This is a genomic window from Lederbergia sp. B243.17 (genome assembly GCF_057657925.1).
Genome location: NZ_JBWBKF010000069.1, coordinates 84,597 through 98,569, shown reverse-complemented (window position 1 = coordinate 98,569; position 13,973 = coordinate 84,597). Strand labels below are relative to the sequence as shown.

The 13,973-nt window shown below is 48.7% G+C and carries 11 protein-coding genes and 1 pseudogene; 8 read left to right on the top strand and 4 right to left on the bottom strand.

The window, feature by feature from the left end; genetic code table 11:
- Positions 1–135: 135 nt before the first annotated feature.
- The 6 genes and pseudogenes from AC0TWI_RS12645 to AC0TWI_RS12620 all read left to right on the top strand — a co-directional run.
- A pseudogene (locus AC0TWI_RS12645) lies at positions 136–1,002 on the top strand (ABC transporter permease); the annotation flags it as partial.
- 27 nt (positions 1,003–1,029) lie between these two features.
- Positions 1,030–1,905: a carbohydrate ABC transporter permease gene (locus AC0TWI_RS12640; RefSeq protein WP_488126694.1), complete on the top strand. Its 876-nt coding sequence runs from the start codon at positions 1,030–1,032 to the stop codon at positions 1,903–1,905.
- A gap of 14 nt (positions 1,906–1,919) precedes the next feature.
- Positions 1,920–3,044: a prenyltransferase/squalene oxidase repeat-containing protein gene (locus AC0TWI_RS12635; protein ID WP_488126693.1), complete on the top strand. Its 1,125-nt coding sequence runs from the start codon at positions 1,920–1,922 to the stop codon at positions 3,042–3,044.
- A gap of 20 nt (positions 3,045–3,064) precedes the next feature.
- On the top strand, positions 3,065–4,279 hold the full coding sequence (locus tag AC0TWI_RS12630; RefSeq protein ID WP_488126692.1) for an MFS transporter: 1,215 nt from the start codon (positions 3,065–3,067) through the stop codon (positions 4,277–4,279).
- Between the two features lie 186 nt (positions 4,280–4,465).
- Entirely contained in the window at positions 4,466–5,941 is a 1,476-nt protein-coding gene (locus AC0TWI_RS12625; protein WP_488126698.1) for an extracellular solute-binding protein, read from the top strand.
- Positions 5,942–6,086: 145 nt separating this feature from the next.
- Positions 6,087–7,133 carry an alpha/beta hydrolase family protein gene (locus tag AC0TWI_RS12620; RefSeq protein ID WP_488126691.1) on the top strand — a complete coding sequence of 349 codons (1,047 nt, stop codon included), beginning with the start codon at positions 6,087–6,089 and terminating at the stop codon, positions 7,131–7,133.
- 93 nt (positions 7,134–7,226) lie between these two features.
- Here AC0TWI_RS12620 and AC0TWI_RS12615 read toward each other — a convergent pair whose 3' ends face one another.
- From AC0TWI_RS12615 to AC0TWI_RS12600, 4 genes are read right to left on the bottom strand one after another with little or no spacing between them, the layout of a single operon-like run.
- Positions 7,227–8,018 carry an alpha/beta hydrolase gene (locus tag AC0TWI_RS12615; protein WP_488126690.1) on the bottom strand — a complete coding sequence of 264 codons (792 nt, stop codon included), beginning with the start codon at positions 8,016–8,018 and terminating at the stop codon, positions 7,227–7,229.
- Positions 8,018–8,929: a pectinesterase family protein gene (locus AC0TWI_RS12610; RefSeq protein WP_488126689.1), complete on the bottom strand. Its 912-nt coding sequence runs from the start codon at positions 8,927–8,929 to the stop codon at positions 8,018–8,020. Before AC0TWI_RS12610 ends, AC0TWI_RS12615 begins: the two co-directional genes overlap by 1 nt.
- A 15-nt stretch (positions 8,930–8,944) precedes the next feature.
- Positions 8,945–10,069: a helix-turn-helix domain-containing protein gene (locus tag AC0TWI_RS12605; protein WP_488126688.1), complete on the bottom strand. Its 1,125-nt coding sequence runs from the start codon at positions 10,067–10,069 to the stop codon at positions 8,945–8,947.
- Entirely contained in the window at positions 9,981–11,243 is a 1,263-nt protein-coding gene (locus AC0TWI_RS12600; RefSeq protein ID WP_488126687.1) for a cache domain-containing protein, read from the bottom strand. Before AC0TWI_RS12600 ends, AC0TWI_RS12605 begins: the two co-directional genes overlap by 89 nt.
- A 285-nt stretch (positions 11,244–11,528) precedes the next feature.
- On the opposite strand from AC0TWI_RS12600, the gene AC0TWI_RS12595 reads away from it, so the two are divergent.
- Positions 11,529–12,647 carry a glycoside hydrolase family 88/105 protein gene (locus tag AC0TWI_RS12595; protein WP_488126686.1) on the top strand — a complete coding sequence of 373 codons (1,119 nt, stop codon included), beginning with the start codon at positions 11,529–11,531 and terminating at the stop codon, positions 12,645–12,647.
- A complete protein-coding gene (locus AC0TWI_RS12590) occupies positions 12,644–13,951 on the top strand; it encodes a Gfo/Idh/MocA family protein (RefSeq protein WP_488126685.1) in 1,308 nt (435 codons plus the stop codon). The genes AC0TWI_RS12595 and AC0TWI_RS12590 overlap by 4 nt, the downstream gene beginning before the upstream one ends.
- The last annotated feature ends 22 nt before the right edge of the window (positions 13,952–13,973 follow it).

Genomic DNA, 13,973 nt, shown 5'->3' with positions numbered 1-13,973 from the left:
GCACTTACCTGTTCGGACGAAAAAGTTACTTTGCTCATGTTATCCCCTAATCCCATATTCTTAATTTCAAGTATATAAAAAGCACCTGCAGGTTGAACACTCTTTTTTTCGAGTGTCCTACCTACAGGTACCACTTTATATGTAATGTTGACGCCAGGTCTTTTGTATTTTTTTATCTACAAGTACATTCCGATGTACGGTCTGATTATCGCATTCCAAGATTACAAGCCTTATAAGGGGATTACAGGCAGTCAGTTTGTCGGTTTTGAGCATTTCCAGCGCCTGTTCTCTGAACCTGATTTTTGGATCATCTTTAAAAACACGCTTATCTTATTCGGACTGAATCTGTTCATATTCTTTCCGATCCCCATTATCCTGGCCTTGATGCTAAACGAGGTCAGAATCCACTTTATGAAAAGGACGATCCAGACACTCATCTATATCCCGCATTTTATGAGCTGGGTTATCATTGTCTCCATCTCCTATGTGCTTTTGACGATGGACGGAGGCCTTGTGAACGGACTGCTTGAGACATTCGGCTTTCAGAAGATAAACTTCCTGCTGAATGCAGAATGGTTCAGGCCGATGTATATCATGCAAATCATCTGGCGTGAAGCCGGCTGGGGGACCATCATTTTCCTTGCTGCCATTGCCGCGGTTGATCCGCAGCTGTACGAAGCGGCACGGATGGACGGGGCAAATCGCCTGCAGCAGATTTGGCATATTACCTTGCCATCGATTAAAAGCGTCATTATCGTTCTCTTAATCTTGAAAATCGGCGATGTGCTGGAGCTTGGATTTGAGCACGTTTACCTTCTGCTCAATGCATCGAACCGTGAAGTAGGGGAGATTTTCGATACGTATGTGTACGTGACCGGCCTGAAGCAGGGCCAGTACAGCTACAGTACAGCAATCGGCCTGTTCAAGGGGCTTGTCGGACTCGTTCTCGTCATGGGCGCGAACAAGCTTGCTAAGAAAGTCGGAGAAGAGGGGATCTATTGATCTCGGACAAAAGGAGGGTATTACCAAATGGTTGAAGACAAACAGCTCGGCAGCCGCATATTCAACTGGGTTAACTTGACACTATTGATCATCATCGCGCTAATCACCGTGCTCCCTTTCGTGCACGTTGTTGCGAGCTCTTTCACGACGAGTGCAGAATTGGCGCAAAAGAAATTTGTTCTCTTTCCAACCGTTTTCAGCTTGTCTGCTTATAAATATATTTTTTCGACGAGCACGATCTTCAAAGCGCTGCTCGTATCAATTGGAGTCACGCTGTTCGGAACGATGTGGAGCATGTTCCTGTCCACATTGACCGCCTACGGACTGTCACGGAGGGACCTTGTCGGAAGGAAGCAAATCATGTTCTTCGTCATCTTCACGATGCTGTTCAATGGAGGGATGATCCCGACGTTCCTCATCGTCAAACAGACAGGGCTGCTCGATTCATTGGCGGCGCTGATTATTCCGGTATCGATCAACGTATTTAACATGATCATTTTGAAAAGCTTTTTCCAAGGCTTGCCTGAGGGGCTTGTGGAATCGGCAAAAATTGACGGGTGCAATGACTTTGGGGTACTCTTCCGGATCATTATCCCTTGCTCGATGCCGGCGATTGCGACCATTTCGCTCTTTTATGCGGTGACGTACTGGAATACGTATATGCACGCCATTCTGTACATCAACGATTCGGCAAAATGGCCGATTCAGGTCTTATTGCGCCAGATTGTTGTTCTGGCGAGCGGGCTGAGCTATGACAGCTCTGCTTTCACCGATATACCGCCTCCGGAAATTACGGTAAAAATGGCGGTTATCGTAGTAGCGACAATTCCGGTTCTGCTCGTCTATCCTTTCCTGCAGAAACACTTCACAAAAGGGGCATTGCTCGGATCGATTAAAGAGTGAATGGGGGCCGATTCATGAATTTTGATCAGAAGCTTGAGCGCTTGGAAGACCAATACAACGGTCTGTTCAAATGGCTGGCCGGACAATATGATCCCGGATCGGGCGGATTTTATTATGCCAGAAGCTCAATCGGAGATGAGTGCTTTTCGCCTGATATTGAATCCACGGCACAGGCACTCAACATCCTGCTGCGTAATCATTTATTGGAAAGGATGCCCGCAGCAATGCGGGCAAATCTTGTGCGTTTTTTCCGGGAGAAACAAGAAAGGGATACGGGCTACTTCTATGATCGGAACCCAGCCATGAGGCAGGATGAGGTGATGGTACACAGGGCGCTCAATTATTCAGCGGGCTCAATGAAAAAGCTCGGCAGTGAACCGCTTTATCCGCTGCCATACGCAGCCCGTAAAGCACCGGACTATGCGGAAAGCACAGAAGCGTATTTGGAAAAATGGAAGAGTATCGATCTGTCAAATAGCTGGAGGGGATGCGATCTGCTTTCCTCCAGCTGTGTATATATCGGACAGATGCCAATAGATCGCCAGCAGCCGTTCATCGACGAAGCAACCCGGTACCTGGCCGGGATTCAAGATCCGGATACGGGCCTTTGGGGAGGCGGGAGTTTATATGTCCGTATTTCCGGAACGTTCAAGCTGCATACGTTCTATAGCCGGTTCGGAATTCCGATGCCGAGGAAAGAGAAGATGTATGAAAGCATCCTCACCTGCCTGCGGAGCGAAGAAGCGAAGGATATGTGTTATATCCGCAATCCAATCGACCTTCTTGCCTATTTGGCTTTGGACATACCGGATGAGGAGCTTGCTGAGATTTTTGACATCACGATCGCCAATATTGTGAAGCTGAAACGGCCGGACGGGGCTTTTTCGCGTGAAATCGGCCGTTCTCCGTCCGCCCCGAATGTGGCACAAGTGAAAGAGGACGAATTTTATCCTTATATGCCGAAGCCCGTCCATTTAAGTAAGGGTCTACGCGAAGGAGATATGAATGCGAGCACACAGGCAACGCTCATCCGTCTCCAGCTTCATCGCCTTGCCGGTAAAGAGGCGCCGCCGTTGAAGGAAGCGGCCAAATTTTATGATCATCTTGTCACCAGGAGGGCAGTCCAGCCGCCATGCTGACACTTTCAAAAAGTAAAAGGATGTCCAACCAAGCGGTCATCACGCTCGTGAACCATGCCATTTACCAATTCGGCAATTCAATGTCGCTCATCTTCCTCAATCTTTATTTATGGAGGCTGACGAACAGCCTGTTGCTCAACGGTATGTTCAATCTGATTGCCATTCTCACGCAGGCGGCGACTACTTTCTTGAGTGGGAAAATTGCCAAGAAGAAGGGCAGGCTTGCTGCTTACAGGTTCGGGATTTTCTTGACGGCGCTTTTCTATCTCTCCATCCTTGCCGCTCAAGAGCATATTGTCGAGTATGCGTACGCGTTTGCCCTTTTAAAAGGTGTGTCCCAGGCACTTTATTGGCTTGGCTATTTTACACTTGTCCATGAAGTTTCAAACGACGAGAACCGCCACCGCTATCTCGGTTGGAATCAAATCGTTATGAACGGAACGAATCTTGCCGGACCGGCAATCGCCGGCTTTATCATCGGTCTGTTTGCCGGTTTCCAGGGGTATACGTTCGTCTTTGCGGCGGCTTTTGTGATGTTCGTCGTCGCTGTTGCCGGAAGCTTGCGGATTAAGAAGGAAGAAACCCGCCACAAGGCGTATTATATGAAGTATCTGCCCCTTTTGTTGAAGCGCGAGCCCGGCTTCCGCAAAGCGCTGGTCGGCTGGTTTGTGCTCGGATTTCCGCACGGTATTTTGTCCTTTATTCCATCGATTCTACTTTATATGATTTTTCAAGGAGAACAGCCTGTCGCGTATTTGAATGTACTGTTCCTCGGGCTGTCGATGATTTCCAGCTATATTATTTCGCGGTTCGCCAGACTGGAGGGGACGGTGGCGTATCTTGCCATCGCAGCTGCAGGGCTTACGCTTTCTTCCGCATTTCTGCTTTCAGAAATTGCTGTATGGTCGGTTGTTCTTTTTATGTCGATCAATTCGATCTTCAAACCGCTGCAGGCGAATTCCTACGAAGCGTATTATTATAGCTGGATCGGACGTCTTCCGCTGAAAGAAAATTTACGTGTCGAAGCGGTCGTGCTCCGGGAGAGTATTATCAACCTTGGCAGGGGGACAGGAATCATCATTTTTCTGTTCTTTTCAAAGGAGATCCATTCAGTGGCACTGCCTTGGATCCTATTCGCATTGGCGGCGTTTCAATGGCTCATTCCGCTGCTTGCGAAAGAAAGCCGCGGAACCGTTTCTGCCTCAAAGCGTGCAGAAATTGGCAAGAACGCCTGATTTTTATCAAAGAGCGAGCCTTTTCTCATAATCATTTGCTTAGGTCGGTATCATGAGAGGCGCCGGAAAGCCAGAATCATAGAGAGTGATTATTTACGAACGGCCCATCTTCGGCTAACGTTGGAGAAGACATCAAATATAGATTGGGAGATGAGAAGTTTGCGACAAACAAGGAAATGGACAAGTATGGCATTGGCTCTCATGCTTGGTACGAGTGTGCTTTCTGCATGTGCAAATGAAAGCGCTTCAGGAAAAAACACCGATGGGAAGGCCGAATTTACCATAATGGCGCCGCTTCATACACCGGATGTCCCATCTGATAAGATTCAGAAGATATTGGAAGAAAAGACCGATACAAAACTGAATATGCAATGGGTTCCGGATGGGAACTACATAGAGAAATTAAATTCTTCGTTTGCGACAGGAACGTTGCCGGAAGTATCATTCCTTGGGAATATTACGACCTTTCTCCAATTCAAGGAAGCAATCCGCGATGATCAGTTCTGGGAGATTGGACCGTATCTGGATGAGTTCCCGAATTTAAAGAAGCTGAATGAACAATCGATGCAAAACACGGAAGTAGATGGGAAATATTATGCCCTGTATCAAGGCCGTCCCTCTTCGAGACAGGGACTTATTTACCGGAAAGACTGGGCAGACAATCTTGGCCTCGGCACACCGGAAACGATAGAGGATATTTATGAAATGGCACGCGCGTTCACAGAGGACGATCCGGATGGAAATGGCCAGAAGGATACATTCGGTATCACAGACCGGAGTGACCTCATTTATGGCGCATTCAAAACTGTTTCTTCCTGGTATGGAACGCCGAATGGATGGGGTGAGAAAGACGGGGAGCTCCTGCCGGAGTTTATGTTCCCGGAATACATGGACACTCTTCACTTTTTCAAAGACCTCCGCGACAATGGCTATATCAATCAAGATTTCCCTGTAACGAGCAAGGATGACCAACAGGCATTCCTGAAAAATGGCAAGGCCGGCATGTACATCGGTTCGATGGGCGACGTCCTGACGATTTATGCGGACGCGGTGAAAATCAATCCGGATATCGAGTTCGATGTGCAAAATCAGATCAAGAATCCCGATGGGAAATACGGAATCTGGTCGCTGCCAGGATATGGCGGGGTTGTCCTATTCCCGAAATCAGCGGTGAAGTCTGAAGAACAGCTGAAAGATATTCTTGCCTTCTTTGACAAGCTGATGACGCCTGAAGTCTCCAACCTGATTTACTGGGGAGTTGAAGGCGAACATTACACGACGGAGGATGGGGCGGCACTTCCAAGCGGCGATACGGATGTAACGAACCGTGAGGTGAAGCCATACCAAGCTATTGAGATCGGCGAGCCGGCTTCCAACGACCGGTACGAGGGACTGCACAGCTATGATGTAAAGGCGAAGGCGGAAGAACTCGTCAAAGAGAACGAGGACTACCTCATCCAAGATCCGACGATTACGCTTGATTCCTCGACGTACATTGAAAAAGGGGAAATTCTCAACCAGATCATCACGGATGCAACATACCAGTTTATTTTAGGAAAAATTGATGAAGCAGGATTTGAAAAAGCGGTAGAAGACTGGAAAAAGTCAGGCGGGGATCAAATCGTTAAGGAATTTAATGAATCCGCTCAGAAATCAAAGTGAGGAAACAGGACAGAGGATGCATCAACAGAAGGGAAACGGGCGAGAAAAATCGGAAGCCGATATGCTGAAATCGATGAGGCAAGTGAGCATTCAGTTGAATTTTTAGGAGAAGCAGACAAACCGTAATGTGAAGGAAGAGGCGATAATGATGTGGGCAAAGCACCCTTTTTTGGACAATTTATATGAAGAGGCCATTTCTAAGCATCCGACAGTGTATGACGAGGGATGGAAGCGGCAGATGACTGCGATGTTTGAGGAAAAACTCGGCGAATTTCCAAGTTCTGCCCCGCTTGCACCTTCGATGATCCATATGGAGCAAAAAGAAGGTTATGTCCGCTGTTCAATTGAGATAACAACATTGCCGCAATTAAAAATGGCGATGTATCTGCTCGTACCTGACGCAGAGCCGGGGGAAAAACTCCCTGCGGTTCTCGCTTTGCACGGGCACGGTCCCGGGAACAGGGGGGCAGCCGGCATGAACCCGGATGGGAAGGATCATGACGGGGAAGCGGATTATCATAAGGACTTTGCAATCGAGCTTACGAAAAGGGGCATGATTGTTGCCGTTCCAGAATTAATCGGCTTCGGCGAGCGGAGGTATGCGCCGGATGACTTACCGGAAAACCCGAATGACAACTCCTGCTATTCACTGGCGAGCCAGCTCCTGCTGCTTGGAAAGACATTGGCGGGCTTGCGGATTTTCGAGTGCCGGCGCGTGATTGACTATCTGGCCGGCCGCAGTGATGTCGATGAGGAGAGAATCGGCATCATCGGAATATCCGGCGGAGGGCTTGTTGCCGCCTATACCTCTGTTCTTGACGAGAGAATCCGGACAGCGGTCATATCCGGTTACACGAATACATTCCGCGGCAGTATTATGGACAGGAGGCATTGTCTCGATAACTACATCCCGGGCATTCTGGAATTAGGAGAAATGCCCGACTTAATCGGGCTTCTTGCACCGCGTCCGCTGTTCGTTGAAGCAGGGAAGCAGGATCACCTCTTTCCGGAAAAACATACGGCCGCGGCTTTTGAAAAGATTGAAAAAATCTATGAAGAGTTTTCTGCGAAAGGGCAGGCCAAACTCCATTTCTTCGAAGGCGGCCATGAAATCAGCGGTGAGAAATCATTTGATTGGCTGAAAAGTCAGTTGTCTGCAGCCCCTGCTCACTCTGAAGGCAAGCAAGGCTGATACGGCGGTTGGTGATGAGAGCAGCGAGAACAGTTGCAGGCGAAAAAGGACGCGGTTCTATTTCTGGACCGCACCCTTTTTCTATCATGTTTTTCAGCAAAATCCCTGCTTCTTTAGCCAATTTCCGCAAGTCTCCGTCCATTCGGCCACATCAGGCAATTCTTCTGCCAGCCCGAGACCGTGCCTGCCGCTTTCGTATACATGCAGGGCGAATGGTACACGGTTCCTGCTGAGTGAGGCGGCGAACATCAGACTGTTCTCAACGGGAACCGAAGCATCGTCTGCGGTATGCCAGAGAAAGCATGGGGGCGTGTCGGCATTGACTTGGGTTTCAGTAGACAAGAGCCCGGTCAGGTCATCGGACGGATTATCTCCGAGAAGATGGGTCTTCGAGCCTTCATGGGCATGTTCCAAGAAGGAGATGACCGGGTAGCAGAGAATGCCGAGATCCGGCCTCGGGTTCTCTTCATCGATATCATCCTGCTTTTCACCGAACTCCCGGCCGAAAAGGGTCACCGCTGAGGAGGCAAGGTGGCCGCCGGCGGAAAAGCCGAGAACGCCGATTCTTTCGGGATCGACATTCCATTTATCCGCCTCATGCCTGACAATCCGGATGGCACGTTGGACATCAAGCAACGGCGCGGGATGCCGATTGGGGGAAACCCGATAATGAAGCACGAAAGCCGCAATGCCGATCGAGTTCAGCCAGTTCGCGACAGGTGTCCCTTCGTGGTCGGCCCGTCTGCGATAACCGCCTCCGGGCAGAATGATCACCGCCGCTTTCGGATTCCCGCTTTCAATCGGAAAGGCTTCCATATAGGGCCTGGCCTCTCTTTCCTCCCCTTGGGCCAAGGGAGCCGGCCCTTCCCATAGCATTCTTTCCATCACTTTTCCTCCCCAAAAGGCAGCCAGTCATCATCTGCCTTGAAAATATTGTCAATCGTATGCCTTTTGATTTCGTCGGGGCTAAGTTTCCTGCTCCATCGCACACGACGGCCTTCATGAGCACCCGGCCCGCTGCTATCTGCTTCCCCGAATCGCGCAGTTTGTTCATTTTCCGCATTTCGCCAGTTGTCCCAACCTTCGGGGCGTATATGCGGTCCCATCCACGTATTGATAAACACTGTATGGGCATGGGGGCGCCACGGCCTGCCAAGAAAAACGGATGAATCCGGCGCTGACCCGGTGAGACGGCAATTGAGAAAGATGAATCCGTATTTCTGGCCGGCGGGTGTCGAGGCCGCAGTTATGTATCCCTTCCGTAAGCTATGAATCTCGCATTCGGAGAAAAACACGGTACCGGAGCCAAAAATGAAGTCAACATGCCCCTCGATATAGGAATTTAAGAAATACTGCCGTCCTCTTGCACTGTAAAACGTGTCCTGATTGCCAAGGAGCCTGACGTTTGAGAAGGTACATTTATCTCCGGCCGCATACAGGGCGAGCGCCTGACCGATCTCCTCTCCCCATCCGGCCTTGTTCTCGATTGTAAGGTTCTCGATAAAAATACGATCTGCAAAAAGATAGATTGTGGCGGTCTGGAAGGTACCGAGCTCCTTGCCCTTGCTGTCCTGCATCCTTGCATATGTGCTTCTGGTAAGGATCGTGTTTTCCTTGTCTTCCCCAATAAGATAAAGATCGGGCTTATTGTCAGGGAGGGTGACGGTCTCCTCGTATACTCCGTTTTTAATGAATATCGTCACGGCTTCAAGCGGGTGGACGGGGACTGCATCAACTGCAGCCTGAATGGTTGTGAAATCTCCGCTTCCGTCTTTTGCTACGATCAGCTTCGTCATAGGTGCATCTCCTTTCTACAGTGCCTTCTTCAATTCCCGGTACTTGCCCGGGGTCGTCCCTTCACTCTTTCGGAAAGAGCGGATGAAATTTTGCGGATTGTTGTAATTGAGCTTCTCGGAAATTTCTTTGACAGACATGCGCGTTTCCAGAAGCCATTTCTTTGCCATATTCAGCCGGTAGAGCGACAAATATTCGCTGAAGGAAATGTTCATCTCCTTGCGGAAAATACTGCTAAGATAGTTCGGATTGTAGTGGAGGCGGGCAGCAATCACTTCAAGCGTCAGATCGGTGTCGAACTCCTCCTGAATAATATGGATAATATTGTCCGAGATGTTTTTATACTGCGATTCGGAACGTTTCTCAATTTTAGACATGAGCGGATGGATAATCATCCCTTGGAACCACGCCCGAACTTCCTGCTTCGATTTCAAATTGTAAAGCTCATCGAACATCAGCTTGTTGTCCTCGAGTTCGAGTACATCGATACCGAGGGTCTGCATCAGCTCGATCAGGTCATTCATAAAACGGACAATTGAAATCTGATACTGCAAATGGTTAAGATCTCTTTCAAAAATGGCGTTAAGCAGCTCATCGAGCAGGGAATCAACCTGTTCCTTGTCACCGACCTTGATGGCATCAAACAGTTCGTTTTCGATCCCTTTTGGAAAATAGGTGTGGAAAGCATTGGCGCGCTCCAGGTTTTCAAAGAAGATGATCGATTGGGCGCCGTATTTGAGCGTATATTTAAGCGCCTCCAAGCTTTCGCGGTATGCATTTTTCGTTTGCGACAGGTCGTCAAATGACTGGCTGATCCCGATGCTGACCGTTAGCTGAAGCTCTTCTTTCACCTTTTTCTGCAAGGTCTCAGCGATATTGTTCACATAGTAAATATAATGTTCCTCTGTATCATGTTTGCTTGTCAGGACAGTGATCTGAGTGCTGTTTTTGACGACAGGCGTCATCCTGTATGCTGGCGGAATCATGTTTTCCACGAGCGAGTTGATGACGAACAGCAGGACATCCTCTTCTTTCTTGTCAAAACCGGAGCCCTCAAGCGAATCGATCTGGAGAGAGGACAGAAAGCCGTTTCCAATCCTGGGAGTATCCGAGGGCGCTGAACCTTGATAACAGCTCTTCATTCTGCAGCTTGCCATCAAGCAGCCGGATCATGAAAAACTGTTTCAGCTGGCTTACCTGGCTTTGCAGCTTTTCCTCCAAAGTGATGTTCTGTTTCGCCATATGGTGGATCTGCGTTTCAATCAATTCGAACTCATTGCGCGGCAGCATGCCTTCCTTCGGGTTAAACGATTGCAGGATGAAGTCCTGAAGCCGCTGGACCGGGCGATAAATCCTCTGGGATCCGACAAGGGCGACGATGAGTGAAAGTATGACCAATGTTGCTGAAATGATAAAAGTAAACCAGCCGATCGAGCTCGACTGCTTGTTCAATTCACTGATTTTTACGAGGGAAAGATAGGACCAGCTATTATAAATCGACTTCCTATAGGTTACTGTGTAATCCAAATCCTCAAGTACCGTGTCGAACTGACCGAAGTCTTCTTCGGAATCTTTGACTGCTTTGATGATATCCTTGTTGCTGTATATGCTCCCGACATGTAATCCGTCGCTGCTGCCGATGATCCGGTCATTGTTATCAAGGATTAGAATTGTTTCTGAACTGCTCGACTTCTTCAATATATCGCTGAACGAGCATGTTGGAATCGTTGCGAGAGCAATGCCTGTTTTATTCGCGCTCGTCAGCGGAACTTGTTTTACGATATTCGTATAATAAGAGCAGGATTTCTGGCCGAGTGTCTTATATAGCGTGTTGTTTTTCTCTTCAAGCAGCCAGGCGGACCGGAATGGAACCGATAAGTAGGAGTCTTTGAACTGTCCAACCTGTTCGGCGGAAAGGCGCTGCAAGCCATAATTGTTGATCAGCCAATCGTTTTCAAAGGAAACGAGAAGGACATCCTCGACCCGTGAATCATATGTTTGCAGCTGGCTCATTTCCTCGCGCAGCAAATTGTATAGCTGAAATTGTTCTGCGATGAGAGGCTGGCGGAGGGCCTGCTTGATTTGGGAAGAGGTGACGAAATGGTTCAATGCGTGGTCGACCGATTTCAAAATTTGCTCAACGTTCGTCTGCACTTGATAAATACTCTGCTCTTTTTCCTTAACGACATGATCCTGGATGACCAAAGCTGACCGGCTGTAAGAAAAAATCCCGACAATAATAACAGGCACAATGCTGACAATAATGACAAAAGTTATAATTTTGTAAAAATAATTGGCGGGTTTTTTCTTTATCACGCGCACCTCCTCCTTTCATTTGAAGATATAAATCTATGTAATAATGGAAACGCTTTACTTTTAAATTATAGCTTTAAAACGCCCTGTTATCAATGTGACCGGGATAATCATTTCTTAATATCCTGCTCAATACAACAGCTATGCGGCCTGCCGTCGGCTCTTTTCCTTTTCCGGATATGAACTTCCGCTGAAATGATTATAGTTTTTATTTCTATTATGTTTTAAGGTAAAGGAGAGAAAGGTTGTTAACGCTTACAAAAAGGATTTGGAGAGGGTGGACACCATTTGAAAAATGTTGTGGAAATTGAAACGCCTCTATATTGGGCTCAAAAGACATGCGATACGCTAATGGAAACTTTTACTCCGGCTGAGCTTCCGCCGGCAAGCCGCTGGCATTATCATCAGGGAGTTTTCCTTTGCGCGATGGATCTTGTCTACAGAAAAACAGGCGACACGAAATATCATGATTATTATAAGGCATACGTGGACAATCTCGTCGATGAAGAGGGAAATCTGCTTTTTGCCCGGGATGAACTCGACTCGATCCAGGCAGGGCTTTTGCTATTCCCGCTTTATAAAACAACAGGAGAGCAGAAATATAAACTTGCGGCCAAAAGACTTCGAGATATTTTTCCGACACTGAATGTAACGAGCGAAGGCGGATTCTGGCATAAAGATAAGTACCCGTACCAAATGTGGCTCGATGGTTTGTATATGGGCGGACCGTTCGCCCTCCATTACGCGAATGACTTCAGTGATCCTGAACTCATCGACATGGTCATTTATCAGGAACAATTGATGCGAAAGCACACAAAATGCGAGCATACCGGCCTGTACCACCACGGCTGGGACGAAAAAGCACAGCAGCCTTGGGCACGTGAAGACGGGAAGGCTCCGGAAATCTGGGGCAGGGCGCTCGGCTGGTACGGCCTGGCTGTCATCGACATGATCGATCTGCTCCCAGAAGGTCATGTGATGCGGAATGAGTGGATTTCTTTCATCCGCGACTACGTTAAAAATATCGCAAACTATCAAGATGCGGAAACCGGATTATGGTATCAGGTCATTGATAAAGGGGATCGGGAAGACAATTGGCTCGAGGCTTCCTGCTCAAGCCTGTTCACCTATGTGATTGCAAAGGCTGTTCTGAAAGGATATGTCGGCAGGGAGTATGCGGATATAGCGAAAAAGGCATTCGCAGGGCTGATCGAACACAAGGTGGAGCTAGCGGAAGATGGAAAGGTCACACTGAAGGATATCGTTATCGGCACTTCGATCGGTGTGTACGAGTACTATATCACCCGCGAAAGAAGCGTGAATGATTTGCATGGGGCCGGCGCGTTCATTATGGCGTGCATGGAGATGGATAAGCTAACGGCGGATGAGGAAGTGAGCGCAGAATGAAAAGAAGATATGCAGTCTGTGGATTGAGCAATCGTGCAATGAGTATGTTCATCAAGCCGCTGCTTGCTGAATTCGCAGAGGGAAATGAAATCGTTGGACTGCTCGACAGTGACCCATACCGGGTTCATCTTGGCAGGGAGCGTTTTTCGAAGCTGGCGTCCGTCCCTTCCTATAATCCGTCGCAACTCGGGCAGATGCTACTGGAAACAAAGCCGGATGCAGTCATTGTAACAAGTCGGGATGATACTCATGTCGATTACATTCTCGCCGCGCTTGAGGCCGGTATTGACGTTATCACAGAAAAGCCGATGGTCACGAAAGCTGAAGATGCAAAACGGGTTCGTGAGGCTGAAGCGACAAGCAAAGGGAAGGTCACGGTTGCGTTCAACTACCGCTACAGTCCGCATCACCGGAAAATCAAGGAGCTGATCCTTGAAGGAAGAATCGGCAGGGTGACGTCCGTCGATCTTAACTGGTATATCGATACCTATCACGGAGCGAGCTACTTCAAACGGTGGAACAGAAGACGGGAATTTTCCGGCGGGCTATCCGTCCACAAATCGACCCACCATTTTGACTTGGTCAATTGGTGGATCGATCAAAAGCCGATCGAGGCCTTCGCATATGGTGCGTTGAATTACTACGGACCTGGCGGGGAACTGAACCCGGATCCGGAGACTGATAACCGCTATTGCGGTACGTGCAGTGTCCAGAATGATTGCGACTACTACATGCGATGGAACCCGCGGACGATGCAGGCGGCTGTAAAGGACGACCATCTTAAAATGGAAGAGATGAATGACAAACAGTATACAGGCTACAGGCCGGACGCCTGCATCTTTGATTCGGAGATCGACATTGAAGATACATATGTGGCAACAGTCCGCTACGAGAAAGGTGCGCTGCTAAGCTATTCAATCAATTTTTCAGTGCCGTTTGAAGGCTACCGTCTTGCCATCAATGGTACGAAGGGCAGAATCGAAACCCAGGAATGGCATGCGCCGAGCCGGGTGCCATTCGAAGTGCCAAAGCAGACGATCGATGTTTATCCATTGTTCGGCTCAAAGGAAATTATTCATGTGGTCGAGACGCCGGGCGGCCACGGCGGCGGTGATCCGGTCTTGCTGAATGACCTGTTCCTTGGTCCTGATCCGAGACGGAAGTACGAGATTCTCGCCGGGTCAGAAGCGGGAGCCTACTCGATCGCGGTAGGAGAAGCAGTCTGGAAATCAGCAAAGGAAAACAAACCTGTTTCGATCCAAGATCTGCTTGGTGCGGCAGAAAGAGACATGATCGGCCAATAAAAGAAGACATACCGGGGAGGTG